Source organism: Burkholderia sp. Bp8984, from assembly GCF_003853755.1.
Lineage (GTDB): Bacteria > Pseudomonadota > Gammaproteobacteria > Burkholderiales > Burkholderiaceae > Burkholderia.
This window is the reverse complement of sequence record NZ_QTQN01000016.1, coordinates 75,921-92,974: the sequence shown is the minus strand read 5'-3', so window position 1 is coordinate 92,974 and position 17,054 is coordinate 75,921. Positions and strand designations below refer to the sequence as shown.

At 69.5% G+C, this 17,054-nt stretch carries 16 protein-coding genes; 7 read left to right on the top strand and 9 right to left on the bottom strand.

Annotated features, from left to right (window positions below):
• Positions 1 to 149 precede the first annotated feature (149 nt).
• The 3 genes from DID98_RS18040 (at position 150) to DID98_RS18030 (ending at position 1,720) form a co-directional block, all read left to right on the top strand.
• On the top strand, positions 150 to 704 hold the full coding sequence (locus tag DID98_RS18040; protein ID WP_124571139.1) for a protein tyrosine phosphatase: 555 nt from the start codon (positions 150 to 152) through the stop codon (positions 702 to 704).
• Between the two features lie 357 nt (positions 705 to 1,061).
• Entirely contained in the window at positions 1,062 to 1,394 is a 333-nt protein-coding gene (locus DID98_RS18035) for a type II toxin-antitoxin system RelE/ParE family toxin (RefSeq protein ID WP_044845370.1), read from the top strand.
• The gene (locus DID98_RS18030) at positions 1,391 to 1,720 is read left to right on the top strand and encodes an addiction module antidote protein (RefSeq protein ID WP_044845371.1); all 330 of its coding nucleotides are present in this window, start codon (positions 1,391 to 1,393) and stop codon (positions 1,718 to 1,720) included. The genes DID98_RS18035 and DID98_RS18030 overlap by 4 nt, the downstream gene beginning before the upstream one ends.
• Positions 1,721 to 1,735: 15 nt before the next feature.
• On the opposite strand, the gene DID98_RS18025 is transcribed toward DID98_RS18030, so the two are convergent.
• Both DID98_RS18025 and DID98_RS18020 read right to left on the bottom strand, forming a co-directional pair.
• Entirely contained in the window at positions 1,736 to 3,754 is a 2,019-nt protein-coding gene (locus DID98_RS18025; RefSeq protein WP_124571138.1) for a VTT domain-containing protein, read from the bottom strand.
• A gap of 102 nt (positions 3,755 to 3,856) precedes the next feature.
• The gene (locus DID98_RS18020; protein ID WP_124520380.1) at positions 3,857 to 4,309 is read right to left on the bottom strand and encodes a hypothetical protein; all 453 of its coding nucleotides are present in this window, start codon (positions 4,307 to 4,309) and stop codon (positions 3,857 to 3,859) included.
• 307 nt (positions 4,310 to 4,616) lie between these two features.
• On the opposite strand from DID98_RS18020, the gene DID98_RS18015 reads away from it, so the two are divergent.
• Positions 4,617 to 5,264, top strand: coding sequence for a response regulator transcription factor (locus DID98_RS18015; protein WP_044845374.1), 648 nt, complete (start codon positions 4,617 to 4,619; stop codon positions 5,262 to 5,264).
• Positions 5,261 to 7,072 carry a sensor histidine kinase gene (locus tag DID98_RS18010; RefSeq protein WP_185640865.1) on the top strand — a complete coding sequence of 604 codons (1,812 nt, stop codon included), beginning with the start codon at positions 5,261 to 5,263 and terminating at the stop codon, positions 7,070 to 7,072. The genes DID98_RS18015 and DID98_RS18010 overlap by 4 nt, the downstream gene beginning before the upstream one ends.
• 105 nt (positions 7,073 to 7,177) lie before the next feature.
• Here the strand turns inward: DID98_RS18010 and DID98_RS18005 are convergent, their stop codons facing one another.
• The 3 genes from DID98_RS18005 to DID98_RS17995 all read right to left on the bottom strand — a co-directional run bounded on the left by DID98_RS18005 (position 7,178) and on the right by DID98_RS17995 (position 10,004).
• Positions 7,178 to 7,453: a YlcI/YnfO family protein gene (locus DID98_RS18005; RefSeq protein ID WP_124487682.1), complete on the bottom strand. Its 276-nt coding sequence runs from the start codon at positions 7,451 to 7,453 to the stop codon at positions 7,178 to 7,180.
• A 98-nt stretch (positions 7,454 to 7,551) separates the two neighbouring features.
• Entirely contained in the window at positions 7,552 to 8,862 is a 1,311-nt protein-coding gene (locus tag DID98_RS18000) for an MFS transporter (protein WP_044845376.1), read from the bottom strand.
• A 116-nt stretch (positions 8,863 to 8,978) separates the two neighbouring features.
• Entirely contained in the window at positions 8,979 to 10,004 is a 1,026-nt protein-coding gene (locus tag DID98_RS17995; protein ID WP_124571137.1) for an ABC transporter substrate-binding protein, read from the bottom strand.
• A 236-nt stretch (positions 10,005 to 10,240) separates the two neighbouring features.
• Here DID98_RS17995 and DID98_RS17990 point away from each other — a divergent pair, with 236 nt between their 5' ends.
• Both DID98_RS17990 and DID98_RS17985 read left to right on the top strand, forming a co-directional pair.
• The gene (locus DID98_RS17990) at positions 10,241 to 10,906 is read left to right on the top strand and encodes a response regulator transcription factor (protein ID WP_124521995.1); all 666 of its coding nucleotides are present in this window, start codon (positions 10,241 to 10,243) and stop codon (positions 10,904 to 10,906) included.
• Positions 10,893 to 12,314, top strand: coding sequence for a sensor histidine kinase (locus DID98_RS17985; RefSeq protein ID WP_124487686.1), 1,422 nt, complete (start codon positions 10,893 to 10,895; stop codon positions 12,312 to 12,314). Before DID98_RS17990 ends, DID98_RS17985 begins: the two co-directional genes overlap by 14 nt.
• A 30-nt stretch (positions 12,315 to 12,344) precedes the next feature.
• Here DID98_RS17985 and DID98_RS17980 read toward each other — a convergent pair whose 3' ends face one another.
• Genes DID98_RS17980 through DID98_RS17965 form a run of 4 tightly spaced genes read right to left on the bottom strand, consistent with a single transcriptional unit; the run spans position 12,345 to position 17,020 of the window.
• A complete protein-coding gene (locus DID98_RS17980) occupies positions 12,345 to 13,109 on the bottom strand; it encodes an ABC transporter ATP-binding protein (protein ID WP_044845379.1) in 765 nt (254 codons plus the stop codon).
• Entirely contained in the window at positions 13,106 to 13,963 is an 858-nt protein-coding gene (locus tag DID98_RS17975; RefSeq protein WP_124571136.1) for an ABC transporter ATP-binding protein, read from the bottom strand. Before DID98_RS17975 ends, DID98_RS17980 begins: the two co-directional genes overlap by 4 nt.
• Before the next feature lie 11 nt (positions 13,964 to 13,974).
• Positions 13,975 to 15,786 carry an ABC transporter permease gene (locus DID98_RS17970; protein ID WP_124571135.1) on the bottom strand — a complete coding sequence of 604 codons (1,812 nt, stop codon included), beginning with the start codon at positions 15,784 to 15,786 and terminating at the stop codon, positions 13,975 to 13,977.
• Between the two features lie 40 nt (positions 15,787 to 15,826).
• On the bottom strand, positions 15,827 to 17,020 hold the full coding sequence (locus DID98_RS17965) for an ABC transporter substrate-binding protein (RefSeq protein WP_124521991.1): 1,194 nt from the start codon (positions 17,018 to 17,020) through the stop codon (positions 15,827 to 15,829).
• Positions 17,021 to 17,054: the final 34 nt, after the last annotated feature.

Below are 17,054 nucleotides of genomic sequence, written 5' to 3'. Positions count from 1 at the left end.
ACTGCCTCGATCGACCCGCTTGCAACAATGCGACACCCTCTTGCCAAAACCGGCCGTTTATTTTTTTCCGGCATGCGCGGCCGGCATGATCTCCGCCAGCCTCGGCGTCGTGCCGCGGCGACGACCACCCCACCCTGGCGGAGACACCAATGAAAAAAGGCCCCATCCTCAAGACGCTTGCGCTGCTCTGTTGCCTGGGCGTCCAGTGCGCGACGTCGGCATTCGCGGAGGAACCGAAGAAGGTCGCGTTCGTCGATACGGGCAATACCGGACGCAGCGTGATGGCCGAAGCGATCGCCGGACAACTGATCGCGCAACGGCACGCGCATATCGCCGTGATCTCGCGCGCGGTCGACGAGGATCCGTATGACGAAAAGCCCGAGGAAAACGGTGTGATCCTGATGAAGCGGCGCGGAATCGACACGTCCGCGCATCGTTCGGTGCAACTGAATGCGAACGACGTCAAGCACTCCGACGTGATCCTGACGATGACCGACAAGCACAAGGAGAAGGTGCTCACGCTCTATCCGTCTGCCGCCGGCAAGGTCTTCACGCTTGCCGAATACGCGACCGGCGTGCACAAGGACGTACCCGACGCGTGGGGCAAGCCGATCGACTTCTACGACTCGGTGACCGCGCAGCTCGACACGTTCATCCCGGCCGCGCTCGACAAGGTCGCGACGGCCGCGCCGGCGAAGCAGTAACGCAGGCCGGACTCGCCGGGTCGACCGTCGCGTCACGCGGCGGCACCGGCGGTCCGATCGTTTGAGCAGTCCCTCCCCCGCACGGCGCGTTTCCCGTACGCGCCGACGAGATCAGCCGTTCGGCCGAATCGTCATCCGACGCCCCGAATCAAAGAATGATTTTCATTCGGGCAACCGGTCTCGCCGCCCGACACCCCGAGCCACGAAGGCACTGCAGGCATTCCCGCGCAGCGTCTTCGCGTCGTGCTTCGTCTCGATTCGGCAGTCGGCCCGCGTGCGTTTCACGTCATCCGCCTCATCAGGCCAACAACGCAATCACGCCGATATCCATGCCCTTCATGTAACTTATAAGCTACAATGCTCTCCAAGTTCGAACTGCTTCGCTATCAGCGCGCCGACGGTCGCGAGCCTTTCACCGAATGGTTGAACGCCGTGCGCGACAAGGTCGCCCAGGCGCGGATTCGCGAGCGGCTGCGTCGCGTGCAGACCGGAAATTTCGGCGATTGCGAGCCCGTCGGTGAAGGTGTGATCGAACTGCGCATCCACGTCGGTGCCGGCTATCGCGTGTACTTCGGCCGGTACGGCAGTGCGCTGGTGCTGCTGTTGTACGGCGGCGACAAGCACAGCCAGTCCGACGATATCAGGCATGCGAAGGAACACTGGCTGGACTGGAAACGGAGGCAAGCATGAACAAGCTCAAAGGCGCGGTATCGCACCACGACGCGGAAGTCGCCGAACTCGGCGCGGACCGCGAGCTCGCGGTGGCCTATTTGCGCGTCGCGATGGAATCGCTCGACGACCCCGACAACCGCGCGGCCGCGCTGCTCGCGCTGCGCACGGTCGCGGAAGCGTATGGCGGGCTCGGCGCGGTCGCGGCCGACGCCGGCATCAGCCGCGAATCGCTGTATCGCACGCTGTCGCCCAACGGCAACCCGACGCTGAAAACCCTGCTCGCGGTGCTCAAGACGGTCGGCCTGCGCCTGTCCGTCGTCCCCGCGCAACCGTCGCACGCATAACGCGGCGCACACGCTTCAAGGCTGCACCATCCACACGAGCAGCACCGCGGCCGGCGCCCCACTCGTCCCCGCCGGCGGCCGCGCAAGCGTCGGCTCGACCTGCAGCGCCTGCGCGATCGTCGCCGCATCGTCGATCGTCGTCGTGCGCACGACCGTCATCAGCCCCGCGGGCCGATGCAGCGTCTCGCGATACAGCGCGCCGTACCACAGCGGCCGCGTGCCGAGCGCATCCTGCAGCGCGTACGGATAACGCCACAGCCGCAGCACGAGGCGGCTGTCCGGACGGGCCGGATCGACACGCACGAACACGCGGCGCGTACTCTCGCCGTGCGTATAGCGCGGCAGCACGGGCAGCGCATCGGCCGGCCCCTGCGGCAGCAGCCAACGCAGCGCGGCGGCGGCCGACCACGGCGTCGCGCGCTGCCAGCCGGCCAGCGAAAGATGGCGATCGAGCGTGTCCGACGTCGCGCACCATTGCAACGGCAGATATTCCTCGCGATCGCCGCCGATCTCGGTGCGCCGCGTCGGCACGCGCGGCCACCCGCCGCGCATCCATTGATCGACGGTCATCGCGACGACGTCGCCCACGTGCGGACGCGCCGCGCGATCGAGCTGCCATTGCGCGGGCACGGTCCAGACGCCGGCCGTCGCGAGCACGACGAGCACCGCGACGAGCGCGCCCCGCGGCTGCACATGCTCGCGCACCTGCCAGTACGCATAGGCGCCCGCCAGCACCGCGAACCACGCGAGCCCGAGGCTCCAGCCGCCGAGCAGACCCGACAGCCACGTATCGCCGACGTACAGCCGCGCAAAGCCGCCCAGCACGATCCACAACACGACCGCCGTCACGACCGGAATGCGCCACAGCGCCGGCCGGTCGCGTGTGATCACCCAGCCGATGCCGCTGCTCGCGAGCATCGCGAACGCCGCGTCGGCGTCGGGCAGCGGCACGTGCGGCGCGCCGGGCGGCAGGCTCGCGGGCGTCATGCCGGGCACGCCGGTGCCGAACGCCGGCACGAGCACGACCGCGATGCCGACCGTCGCAAGCCACCACGCGGACGTCACCCAGCAGCGATGGATCATCAGCCAGACCAGGAACGCGGCCGCGACGATCAGCCCCGTATCGTGTCCGTGCAGCACCGCGAGCGCGCGCATTGCGGCATCCACCGGCGGCGTGCGCAGGTCCTGCAGGAACGCATACACCGTGATGTCGGCGTGCATCAGCGGATCGTTCGCGACGACGTCCTGCACGATGCCGGCAAACAGCCACACGCAGCCGACGAACAGCAGCGCGAACACGGGCACCACGCCCGGCAGGCGGCGCCCCTTCTCGATCGCGTCGTGCAGCCAGCCGCCGACGCGCGGCCAGCGGCGCGCGCATGCATGCACGGCCGCGCCGGCCGCGCGGCGCAGCAACGGCCAGCCGCGCCGCAGCGCGACGCGCACGCCGATCCACACGAGCGCGACCAGCGCGGCGATCACCAGCAGGATCGCGGCGACCCGCACGCTGATCGCGGCGGCCAGCACCGCCGACGCGCCGAACAGGATGCCCGGCACGATGTGCACGGGCGCCCAGATCAGCGCCGACACGACATTGACCGGGTAGAACGACCGGCGCGGCAGCGTCGCGCAGCCGACCACGACCGGCACGACCGCGCGCACCGGCGCCAGGAAACGCGCGAGCACGATGCTCTTCGTCCCGTGGCGCAGCACGAACTGCTCGCCGCGCGCATAGGCATCCGCGTAGCCCAGCCGGACCCACCCGTTTCGAATCGCGCCGCGGTAGCGGCGTCCGAGCTCGTAGCTGATCCCGTCGCCGAGGATCGCGCCGGCGGCCGCGACGCCGATCGCCGTCCAGCCGTCGAGCGCGCCCGCGCCGATCAGCGTGCCGGCCGCGAACAGCACGGCACCGGCCGGCACGACCGTGCCGATCAGCGCGATCGCCTCGGCACAGGCGGCGGCGAACACGATCGCCAGCACGAGCGCCGGATGCGCGCCGATCGCACCGAGCCATGCGTGGATGGTGTCGCTCATCGCAGGCCGCGCGGCGTGGCGGCGCGGCGTGCCTGCACCGGGCCGGCGGTGGCGTGGTGAAGGTTCATCGGCGTGTGTGCGCGGTCGCGCCGGCGGGCGGTGTCAGTCGAACTCGTACTGGCGCGCGTCGGCCTCGAGCGGCGCGTCGTGGTAGCCGACGGTCGCGATCTCGTGCAGATAGCGCGCGAGAAACGCGCCGATCGACCCGGCTTCCTCGTACTGATGCACATGGCGGAATTCGTGCGTGAGCAGGCGTCGCGTGTCGTGGCCGCGCAGCACGAACACCGCATGGCCGAGCGTGAGGCCGATCGTCCCCGGTGACAACAGGCCGGTGTCGCGCGCGATCGCGCCCAGCGCCGGCGTGTCCGGGAACGGCAGCCGGTCGGCGACCACGACGCGGATCCGCTCCGGCCGGGCGACGCCCACGGTGCGCGCGTCGTCGGCCTGCGCGGGCGTCAGCGGCACGCCCTGCGCGAGCCCGTGGGCCGCCTGCGCGTCAGCCCACGCGACGGCGTCGGGCAACGCGGACGGCAGGATGTCGGCGAGATCGATCATCGTGGCGGCTCCTCGGGTCGGGACGGTGCAATCAGGCACCAGTTTATCTCTGAATCAGGGCGGTCCGCGACGCATGCCGCCCGCCCGACGGCGACCATTCCTCGGGAATACCCGCCCCATCTGGCCCTATCGCCTGTGCCATTTCACGCCGATTATTTCTCTTCAAGACAGATTCGACACTCTCGTATCTCAAAAATTTCCCGCAGGTGCACCATTTTTGGTTTCGGCGGAATATATTGGTCAGAAGAACGGCCGCGGCGGCTACCGGCGGAGCAGCCCGCGGCATCATCCCGAAGAGGACCGCTAGATGATCAGGGTAATGCTGGCTGACGATCACGCAGTCATGCGGGACGGACTGCGTCACATCCTGGAAACGGCCGGCGGTTTCGAAATCGTCGGCGAGGCGAGCGACGGCGCGGCCACGCTCGCGCTGGCCGAGCGTCGCGCCGCCGACGTGCTGCTGCTCGACCTGTCGATGCCCGCGCCGACCGGTATCGAGCTGATCCGGCTGGTCAGGACGCATGCGCCGTCGCTGCGCATGCTGGTGCTGACGATGCATGCGGAGGCGCAGTACGCGGCGCGCACGTTCAAGGCCGGCGCAACCGGCTACCTGACGAAGGACAGCGCGACCGCCGAACTCGTCGAGGCCGTCACCAAGGTCGCGGCGGGCGGCGTGTACGTGAGCCGGTCGGCGGCCGAGAGCCTCGCGCGCACGCTGCGCACGCCGGCCGACATGCTGCCGCACGAGCGGCTGTCCGCGCGCGAACTCGACGTGATGCGCCGCATCGTCGCGGGCCAGACGGTCACGCGGATCGCGGCGGAACTCACGCTGAGCGCGAAGACGGTCAGCACCTACAAGACCCGCATCCTCGAGAAGATGGAACTGCCGCACGAAGCCGCGCTGGTGCGCTACGCGATGCGCCACGATCTCGACCTCGGCGTCGACGACGCATGATGCCCGCGTTCCGCGTCCGCTCCGCCGCCCCCGACGACGACGACGCGTCGGATCCGTCGCGCCTGTTCATGTCGTCGCTGCCGCCCGACCGGCGCGAGCGGCGGCTCGCGATCGCGACGGTGATCGTGTCGGCCGTGATCTTCGCCGCCCTCGCGCCGTTCGCGGGCGTGCCGCTCGCGCGCGTGTTGGGCTTCATTCCCGTGTACCAGTCGGCGATCGTGATCAACGACATGGTGACGGCCGGCCTGCTGCTCGGCCAGTACGCGATCCTGCGCGAGAAATCGTTGCTCGCGCTCGCGGGCGGCTACCTGTTCACGGGCTTCATGGCCGGCACGCACATGCTGACCTTTCCTGGGCTGTTCTCGCCGACGGGCCTGCTCGGCGCGGGCGAACAGACCACCGCGTGGCTCTATCTGTTCTGGCACGGCGGCTTTCCGCTGACGGTCGCCGCGTACGTGCTGCTGCGCGCGGCGGCGCGCGCGCGACCGCCGTCGCTCGAGCAGCGTCGCGCGGCGATTCCGATCCTGCTTTGCATCGCGTCGGCCGCGGGCGCGACCGTCGCGCTCGCGCTGCTCGCGACCGCCGGCCACGACCTGCTGCCGCGCATCATGCAGGGCAACCGGATGGCGTCGACGATGACGCACGCGATCACGATCGTCTGGGCACTGAACCTCGCCGCGCTCGTGTTGATGTGGCGGCTGCGGCGTCGTCATTCGGTGCTCGATCTGTGGGTGATGATCGTGCTCGTCGCCTGGCTGTTCGACATCGCGCTGTCGGCGATGCTGAACCACGGTCGCTTCGACCTGGGCTTCTACGCCGGGCGGACCTACGGCCTCGTCGCATCGTGCGTCGTGCTGTTCGCGCTGCTGTTCGAGAACGGCCGGCTGCATGCGCAGACGGTGCGCGCGCTGGCCGGCGCGCGCTATCAGCACCTGCTCGTCGTGCAGAAGAGCGCGCAGCTCAACGAGGCGAACGAACGGCTCGAGCAGCGCGTCGCGGCGCGCACCGCGCAGTTGAGCGCGTCGAACCGCGACCTGCGGCGCGAAGTCGAGGAGCGCGTGCGCGCGGAGCGGGCGCTGCAGGCGTCGCGCGAGGAGTTGCGCGAGATCGCGGCGATCAGCGCGAGCGCACGCGAGGCCGAACAGCGCCGCATCGCGCGCGAACTGCACGACGAACTCGCGCAGACGCTCGCGGCGCTGAAGAACGATCTCGAATGGCTGCTCGACCGCGTGCCGCAGGACGACGCGCCGCTGGCGCGCAAGATCGCGGCGATGCATGCGCTCGCGCGCGGCGCGGTGACGGCCACGCGGCGCATCGCGTCCGACCTGCGTCCGCTGATGCTCGACGACCTCGGGTTCGCGGCCGCGATGCAATGGCTCGTGGAGGATTTCCAGCGCCGTCACGGCATCGCGTGCGCGCTGCACGTCGAGCCGGGCGAATTGCTGCTCGACGAACCGTATGCGACGGCCGTGTTCCGTATCGCGCAGGAAGCGCTCGCGAACGTCGCGCGGCACGCGGCCGCGTCGAGCGCGACCGTGGCGCTCGTCTACCGTGACGAGATGATCGCGCTGACGATTCGCGACGACGGTGCGGGCTTCGATCCCGGTGCGCCGCGCAAGTCGGGATCGTTCGGGCTGGTCGGCCTGCGCGAGCGCGCGTATCTCGTCGGCGGCACGCTGCGGATCGATACGACGCTCGGCGAAGGGACGACGGTGGAGGTGGATATTCCGGTGGCGTCGGCGCATGTGGCGATTGCGCATGACGGACGGGGGACGTCACGGACGGAAGAGGTAAGGGCGAAGCAGTAGCGGCGGTGTGCTGCCATGGGGGGTCAGTGGTAGTCCTCTTCCCGCTGATGCCGAACGGTGAGGATCGTGACTTGTTCGACCATGCCCGTCACTCACACCGCTCGTCTAACCGGTTGTCGTCGCTGCACGCGCGGCATTCAGCATCGTCCCAAGGCTGGCCTGGACTTCTGCGGCATCGACGTATTCACCGGTACGCCGCGCCTCATCGGCCGACGCCAGGCCGCGCGCGACAAACTCGCGCTGCGTTCGTCGGCGTGCGACGGCAGCGCGCAGCGTCGATTCGACGAACGCGGACAGCGTCTCGTTTTCCTCCAACACGCTTTCCGCTGCCTCGAGCAACTTGCGATCGACTCGAAGCACGGACATCGCCGTCGTTTTCATTTCGCTCTCCATGCATGCGGAACGCATGCACGGTAGCACATCGGCCCGATCGGCAGCAGGGACTGCGCGATACCGCAGCCCCCGGCCGCCGCCGCCCATCACACCCGCGCCGCCACCATCCCCCGCTCCGAGCGCGTCCACGCGACGAGCGCGCCGATCCCGAGCAGCGCGAGGCACACGATCGGCACGATCATCGGCCCGAACGCCGTGCCCGTCACCTTGCCCGCGAACGGCATCAGGTTCTGGCTGAAGAAGCCGCCGAGGTTGCCGATCGAGTTGATCGCCGCGACGCTCGCCGCCGCACGCGCGCCGGTGAAGTAACGCGGCGGCATCGACCAGAAGCACGGATACAGCAGCGGGATGCACGCCCCGCCCAGCACGAGCGCGACGAAGCGCAGCGGCGTCGACGGCAGCACGAGGCTCAGCAGGAAGCCGAGCGCGCCGAGCGCCGCGACGATCGCGATCGTGCGCAGGATGCTCTTCGCGCGGCGCAGCTTCGACGGCAGCCACACCAGCAGCACCACCGCGAGCGCCCACGGCAGCATGCTCAGCAAACCGTTCGTACTGCTCGACACACCGAACGATTTCACGAGCGTCGGCAGCCAGTACGTAACGCCGTACAGCGACGTCGACATCAGCATGTAGGTCGCCGCGAACAGCATCACGCGCGGATCGAGCAGCGCCTTCCACGGCTGCGCATGCTCGGCCTGCGCCGGCTTCTCGCGCTCCAGCGCGGCCGCGACGATCTGCTTCTCGCGTTCGTCGAGGAACGGCGCCTCGCGGAACGACGCCGGCAGCACGCGGAACACGACGATCGCGACGATCACCGCCGGGATACCCGTCGCCACGAACACCCACTGCCAGCCCGCGAGCCCCCACACGCCGTTCAGGCTCAGCAGCACGCCGCCGACCAGCGAGCCGAGCATGTTCGCGAGCGCGCTGCCGAGCGTGAAGATGCCGAGCACCTTCGCGCGATAGCTCTGCGGGAACCACAGCGTCAGGTAATAGATCACGCCCGGATAGAAGCCGGCCTCGGCGATCCCGAGCAGGAAGCGCAGCGAACAGAACGCGGGCATCGACGTCGTGAAGCCCATCAGCACGGTGATGAGGCCCCACGTCAGCATGATCCGCGCGAGCCACACGCGTGCGCCGTAGCGATGCAGTGCGAGCGTGCTCGGCACCTCGAACAGCAGGTAGCCGATGAAGAACAGCGACGACGCGAGACCGAACGCGGCCTCGGTCATCCCGAGGCTGTGCACCATCTGCAGTTTCGCGAAGCCGACGTTCTGCCGGTCGATGAACGCGATCAGGAACATCACGACGAGGATGGGCATCAGGCGCCGCGCCATCTTCGACATGATGCGCTGCTCTTCGGCGGACGCGGGGTCCAGGGTTTCGGTGGCATTCACTGCGGGCTCCTCCGTGAAGCGGTTGCTTGTCGGTTGAATCGGCGCCGCGCGCGATGCATGCGCGGGCGCGGTTGGGTTCGATGAAATCGGGATCCGGAAACGGATGGCCGCCGTCGTCAGCCGGTCCGGTAGTCGTCGAGCATCGGCGCGAACATCTCGTGCCACGCGCGCGGCTTCGCCTTGATCGTGCCGGCGAGATACAGGAATTCGACGTAGTCCATCAGCTGGTTCGGCCGCACCGAGAAACGCGTTTCAGGCGCGGCGAGCATCTGCATCACATCGTCGTGCGACACGGCGACGCCCGACGAGGCCGCATACAGCGCGGCCGCCGCGCGCGGGTCCTGCGCGATCAGGCGGTTCGCTTCGTCGAGCGCGCCGAGAAACGCCGCGGCCAGCGCGGGCTCCGTATCGACGAGCCGCTTCGGCGCGAACACGACGTCGAGCGTCAGCGGGCCGAGCACGTCGACCGAATTCACGACACGATGAATGCCCGGCTGCCGCAATTCGAGGGTCGAGAACGGCGGCGACGTGAAGTGCGCGGTGACGCCGTTCTCGCGGCGGATCAGCGCCTGCATCGCCTGCGGATGCGGCAGGTTCACGGTGATCGAGTCGAGCTGCGCGAAATGCCGCGCGCCGAGCTGCCGGCTCGCGACCATCTGCAGCACGACCGCCGACAGCGACGTGCGGATGCCCGGCACCGCGATCCGGTCGGACGGCGTGAAGTCGCGCAGCGACGTCAGGCCCGGACGATTTGCATTGAGCGACAGCGAGGTCGTGGACAATCCGCTGATGCCGATCACCTCGACGTTCGGAATCCCGCGCGCCCGCGCCCACAGCTCGATGAAGCCCGGCGCGCCGGCACCCGCGAAATCGAGCGTGCCGGCCATCATCGCGTCGTTGACGGAATTGCCGCCATCGAGCAGCACCCAGTCGACCGCGATGTCGCGCAGGCCGTGCCGCGCCGCATGCCGCTCAAACAGGCGCTGCTTCTCCATCACGAGCAGCGGCAGGTACAACACGCCATAGCCTTTCGAGATCCGCACCGTGCGCGGCTTCGCGCGCACCGGCGACGGCGCCCCGAGCGCGCCCAGCATGCCGAGGCCTGCGGCGAGCAACGCGCGGCGGCGCGGCGACGTCTTCATGCGCATGCCTCCATGCGGCGCGCGACCAGCGGCAACGCGGCAGCCGGCGTCAGGCTACGCCGTGCATCCGGCCGCGCCTTCGTCGTGCCCGTGACATGCTGCATGTTGCCGTCTCCTCTGGTATTAATGCCGTCGTCGCTTGCTCCGGCTGAACACAGGTTATCGAGCGAGTCTGAGAAAATACTGACATCCCGCCCCCGGGAAAACCCCTAACCCCTCACCCTGCAAACGGCACCATGCGCATTCTCGTCGTGGAGGACGATGCCGAAATCGGCGCGGCGATCCGCAGCCGCCTCGCGCGGCTCGGCCATGCCGTCGATCTCGAAACCGACGGCTCGACCGCGAACGGCCTGCTGCGCGTCGAGCGCTTCGACCTCGTCGTGCTCGATGCGAACCTGCCCGGCCTCGACGGCTTCGCGGTGCTGCGCAACCTGCGCGCGTCAGGCAGCACGACGCCGGTGCTGCTCGTCACCGCGCGCTCGGCGATCGACGACCGCGTGAGCGGCCTCGGCCTCGGCGCCGACGACTATCTCGTGAAGCCGTTCGACTACCGCGAGCTCGATGCGCGCGTGCAGGCGCTGCTGCGCCGCAACAGCGGCCATGCGAACGACGTGCTGACGCTCGGCGGCCTCGTGATCGACCGCAGCAGCCGGCTTGCCGAACTCGACGGCCAGCCGCTGTCGCTGTCGCGCCAGGAATTCGCGCTGCTGGAGATCCTCGCGAGCCGTCCGCAGCGGATCTTCTCGAAGGACGAACTGCTGAACCAGCTGTTCAGCTTCGGCAACGAGCCGACCGCGAACGCAGTCGAGCAATACGTGACGCGCGTGCGCAGGAAGCTGCAGGGCAGCTCGGTCGAGATCCGCACCGCGCGCGGGATGGGGTATCAGATTGCCGCGCACTGACTGGTTCCCGAAGACGCTGTTCGGGCGCACGCTGCTGTTCATCGCGCTCGTCGTCGCGACCGGTGCGCTCGCGCTGGCCGCGATCGCGCGCTACTACGCGGGCGTCGCGGCCGAGCGCGCGTACGACCAGCTGCTCGCCGGCGCGTCGATCCAGGTCGCGGAGAACCTGTACGTGCAAGGCGGCGTGCTCGCGCTGAACCCGCCCGTCGCCGCGCTGTCGACGCTGTCGCGCTACGACCTCGTCTACTACAAGGTGGTCGATTCGCGCGGCGTCGTCGTGGCCGGCTACAACGATCTCGCGAGCCCCGCGACGCTCGCGGCCGCGAAACAGGGCCCCTCATTCGCGAACGCCGTCTACCAGGGTCACCGGATCCGCACCGCGACCATCGCGCGCTACATGCCGGAGGAAAGCACGCCGGGCTGGGCGCTCGTGACGGTTGCGCAGACAACCAATGCGCGGCAACAGCTGACGAACGACATGAGCATCAAGGTGTGGACGCTGATCCTGCTGATGAGCGTGCTCGCGATCGGCGCGAGCGGCCTCGCGATCCGGCGCGGGCTGCGCCCGCTCGCGCAGATCGGCGCGATCATCGCCGCGCGCGACCCGGCCGACCTGCGGCCGGTGGCCGTCGACACGCCGAGCGAGATCGACGCGATCATCGGGTCGATCAACGGGCTGATGCGGCGGCTCGCCGAGCGGATCAACGCGATGCAGCGCTTCATCGCCGACGCCGCGCACCAGATGCGCACGCCGCTCGCGCGGCTCGACGCGCAGATCGAACTGCTCGACGGCGAAGCCGATCCCGCGCGTCATGCGGCGCGGCTCGATGCGTTGCGCGCGACCTGCTCGGATGTCGGGCGGCTCACCGGGCAGTTGCTCAATCATGCGATGGTGATTCATCGCACCGAGGTGGTGCCGCTGCAGCCCGTCGATCTCGTCGCGCTCGCGAAGGACGTGCTCGGCCGCACGATTCCGCTCGCGGACGCGCGCGACGTGGCCGTCGCGTTCGCGAGCGACGCGCCGCATGCGTGGATCGACGGCGATGCAATCAGTCTGCAGGAGGCATTGTCGAACGTGCTGCACAACGCGCTGCTGCACGGGCATGCGGACGATATCGTCGTGTCGGTCGCCACCGCGGGCAACGCGGATCGGTCGGTGACGCTGACCGTCACCGACAACGGGCGCGGCATTCCGCGCGAGCATTGGGACGCGGCATTGCAGCCGTTCGTGCGGATCGCGCCCGACGGCAGCGAACGCCGCACCGGGTCGGGGCTCGGGCTCGCGATCGTGCAGGAAGTGATGAAGGCGCACGGCGGGCGCGTCGGGTTCGCGTTTCCCGATGCGGGCGGGTTCGCGGTGGTGCTGACGTTTCCGCGGCCGGCGACGGCGCACGCCGGTCACGCATGAATCGGCGGAACGCGGCGCCCCTTCCGTCGACTACGCCGCCACCGCCTCCCCGCCGAGATACGCATCGCGCACGCGTTCGTCGTCGAGCAGCGTTTTCGCGGGCCCTTCGAGCACGACGCGCCCCGTCTGCAGCACGTATCCGTAATGCGCGATCTCCAGCGCGAGGCTCGCGTTCTGCTCGACCATGAACACCGTCACGCCCTGCCGGTTGATCGTGTCGATCAGTTCCAGCACCTTGTCGACGTAGAGCGGCGACAACCCCATCGTCGGCTCGTCCATGCAGATCAGCTTCGGCCGCGCCATCAGCGCGCGCGCCATCGCGAGCATCTGCTGCTCGCCGCCCGACAGCGTGCCCGCGCGCTGCGCGAGCCGCTCGCGCACGCGCGGAAACAGTTCGAGCACGCGCGCGTAGTCGTCGGCCACCGCCGTACGATCGCCGCGCGTATAGGCGCCCATCAGCAGGTTCTCGCGCACGCTCATGTCGCCGAACAGCCGACGCGCCTCGGGCACGGCCGCGATCCCGCGCCGCACGCGCTGCGGCGTCGCGAGCGCGGTCACGTCGTCGCCGTCGAAACGCACGACGCCGCGACGCGGCCGCATCAGCCCGAGAATCAGCTTCATCGTCGTGGACTTGCCGCTCGCGTTGCCGCCGAGCAGGCTGACGATCTGCCCGCGGCCGACTTCGACGTTCACGTCGAAATGCACCTGCACCGGGCCGTAGAACGTGTCGAGGTGTTCGAGTTTCAGCAGTGCGTCGGTCATGGTCGTGTCGGGTCCGGAAGAAGGTGCGCTCATGCGGCCGCCTGCACGGTGCGCTCGGCCGCCGTGCCGCCTGCATGGCGGCGACCGAGATAAGCCTCGATCACGCGCGGATCGTGCCGCACGTCGCGTGGCGCGCCTTCGGCGATCTTCACGCCGTTGTCGAGCACCATCACGCGGTCGGACACGCGCATCACGAGTTCGAGCTTGTGCTCGATCAGCAGGATCGTCAGGCCGCGCGTCTTCAGCGACTGGATCAGTTGCAGCATCTCGGCGGTCTCGGTCTCGTTCATCCCGGCGGTCGGCTCGTCGAGCAGCAGCAGGCGCGGATGCAGCGCGAGCGCGCGGCCGATCTCCACGCGCCGCCGGTTCGCATACGACAGGCTGTGCGCCGGATGATCGATGCGCGGCGTGAGCCGCTCGCCGAACCCGGCGATGATGTCGCGCGCCTCGTCGCGCAGCGCCGCTTCCTCGCGCCGCACCGACGCGGGCCGCACGAGCGCGCGCCACACCTCGGCCGCCGCGCCGAGCGCCGGCCAGCCCGGCCGCGCCGCGCGCAACCGCGCGTGCGCGCCGATCAGCACGTTGTCGAGCACGCTCAGGTTGCCGAACACGCGGCCGTGCTGGAACGTGCGCGCGATGCCGAGCGCCGCGAGCCGTTCCGGCGGCGTGCCGGTGATGTCGCGGCCGTCGAACGTCACGCGGCCGGCATCGGGGCGGTCCGCGCCCGCGATCAGGTTGAACAGCGTCGACTTGCCCGCGCCGTTCGGGCCGATCACGCTCAGCAGCTCGCCGTCGGCGAGCGTCAGGCTTGCCGCGTCGAGCGCGGTCACGCCGTCGAAGCGGCGCGTCAAACCCCGTACGTCGAGCAAGGGTCGAGTGGTGGTCATCGCATTCCTCCTCACACCGTGCCGAGCAGGCCCTGCGGCCGGAACCGGACGAGCAGCAGCAGCACGAGGCCGTAGATCAGCATCCGGTAGTCGGCCGCCCAGCGGAACAGCTCGGGCAGCCCGATCAGCGCGATCGCGCCGACGACGCCGCCGAGCACGTTGCCGAGCCCGCCGAGGATCACCATCGTCAGCGCGAGGATCGACACCTGCGAATCGAAGGTCTGGTGATTGATGTAGCTGTACAGGTGCGCGGCGATGCCGCCGCTCACGCCGGCCGCGACGCCGCCGACCGCGAACGCGATCGCCTTGTAGCGGTTCGGCGCGATGCCGTGCGCGCGCGCGGCGACGTCGTCCTCGCGCACCGCGCGCAGCGTGCGGCCGAGATGCGAGCGCAGCAGCCGCACCTGCACGAGCGCGAACGCGACGAGCACCGCGAGCGTGAACCAGTACGCGGCGCGCGCGGTCGTCGCCCACGGCAGCGGCGCGATGCCGGTGATGCCGAGCGGGCCGCGCGTGAGACCGTCCCAGTTCAGGATCACGAGGCTCACCACTTCGCCGATCCCGAGAGTCGCGATCGATACGTAGTGCCCGCGCAGCCGGAACGCCGGATAGACGAGCAGCGTGCCGAGCACGGCGGTGATCGCGCCCGCGCACGGAATCGTCACGGCCGGCGACCAGCCGAGATCCGACGACAGCAGCGCCGACGCATACGCACCGATCACGAGCAGCGCGGCGTGGCCGAGCGAGATCTGCCCGACCGTGCCCGCGACGAGCGTGAGGCTCAGCGCGAGCAGCCCGTACAGCCACGCGTTGGTCAGCGTCTGCAACACATAAGGCGATGCGCCGAGCCACGGCAGCACGGCCGCCGCCACGATCAGCACCACGAGCACCTGGCGCGGCACGCGCACGGCTTTCGCGGCCGCGAGGAAGGTGCCCGTCATCGGCTCCGGCGGCAGCGCGCGCTTCCCGCTGAACAGGCCGTTCGGCCGCCACACGAGGAACACGATCAGCAGCCCGAACGCGAACAGGTCGCGATAGCTGGTGCCGAACAGCGCGACGCCGTAGCTTTCGACGAGGCCGAGCAGCAGGCTGCCGGCGATCGCGCCGGGCACGTTGCCGAGCCCGCCGATCAGCAGCGCGACCACGCCCTTCAGCGTCGCCTGGAAGCCCATCGCCGGATCGATGCTGTTGTAGTACATGCCGACCAGCAGCCCGCTGACACCGCCGAGCGCGCACGCGATCGCGAACACCGTCTGGTTCACGCGATCGACGTCGACGCCCATCTGCAGCGCCGCGTCGCGATCCTGCGCGGTCGCGCGCACGGCCCAGCCGAGCCGCGTGAAGCGCAGGAAGCCGTACAGCAGCGCGGCCGCCGCGAGGCCGATGCCGGCGATCAGCAGGTCGAGCGCACCGAGCGTCGCGCCGGCGATGCGCAGGTGCCAGTCGGGCAGTGGCGTCGGCACCGCACGCGGGTCCGCGCCGAACGCGAGTTGCGCGAGCTGGTCGAGGATGAAGCTGATGCCGATCGTCGCGAGCAGCGGCGCGATGCGCGCGGCGTGGCGCAACGGCCGCAGCCCGACCCGCTCGATCGCGATGCCGAGCGCGCCGCAGCCGACGACGACCGCCGCGAGCGCGGCCGGCAGCGGCAAGCCGAAGCGCGTCAGGCACAGCCAGCCGATGAAGGCGCCGACCATGTAGACCGAGCCGTGCGCGAAGTTGATCAGGTGCGACACGCCGAAGATCAGCGCGAGCCCCACCGCGAGCAGCGCGTAGATGTTGCCGACGATGAGGCCGTTGAGCGTGTAGTCGAGCCAGGAAGCCATCACGATGCGTCCGTCATTTGCATGCGGTTCCGGGTCGGGGTCAGCGCGCCGCGAGCTGCGGCTTCGCGCCGTCCCACAGCGCCCACTGCCCCTGCTTCACGACGAGATACACGGTGCGTGCGCCCGCGACGCGGCGCGTCTGCGGATCGAAACGCACCTTGCCGAAGATCACGCTCGGCACGTCGCTCACTTTCTCGAAGCCGTCGTGCGCGGCCTGGCGCGTCACGCCGTAGCGGCGCAGCACTTCGGCCGACAGGATCAGCGCATCGTATGCACGCGCGACGAACGAATCGGGATCGGCATGGAATTTCGCGCGATAGCGCTGCACGAACGCCTGCACCTCCGGTCGCGGTTCGGCCGGGAAGAAGTTCGATTCCGTATAGACGCCTTCGACGGCCGTGCCGCCGAGTTCGAGGAACTTCGGCGAATACACGGAGCCGACTGCCGCGATCGGCAGCGTGAGCCCCGACGTGCGCGCCTGCCGCACGATCTGCGCGCCGTCCGCGTAGTAGGAAATCAGCACGATGGAATCGGGCTTCGACGCACCGATCCGCACGAGCGTCGAGCGGAAATCCTTCTCCGCCGGCTGGTAGCCTTCGGCCGCGACGACCTGCGCGCCGAGCCCCGTCACCGCCTTCGCGAAGATGTCCTTGCTGGTGCGGCCCCAGTCGGTGTTCAGGTACAGCACCGCGATCCGCTTGAAGCCGAGCTCCTTCACCGCGTAGCGCGCGAGCAGCGGCTGCTCCTCGGCCTGGCTCAGCGCGGTGCTCCACAGGTAGTCGCCGCCCTTCGTGAAATCCGGATGGGAGTTCGTGAAGCCGAACTGGATCAGCTGCCCGCGCTGGTAGATCGGCGACGCGGCCATCGACGTCGCGCTGGAAAAGTCGCCGAGCTCGATCACGATGCGCGGGTCCGCGACGAATTTCTGCGCGATCGCCACCGCCTGGCGCGGATCGCTGCGGCTGTCCTGGAAGTCGACCGCGAGCGGCCGGCCGTGGATGCCGCCGCTGCCGTTGATCTCGTCGAGCGCGAGATCGAAGCCGCGCTTCCATTGTTCGCCGTATTGCGCGTCCTGCCCGGTGAGCGGCCCGCTCACGCCGATCACCACCGGCTCGCCGGACACGCCCGCCGCGAGCGCGCCGCCCGTCGACAAGCCCCATGCGGCAGCCAGTGCCGCCACCGTGCCCAGCACGCGCCGCCATGCGCCGCGTGCGTCGTTCCCCGAAACGTTCATGCGTCCCCCCAGCTTCAGTCAGTCGAAAAGAGTG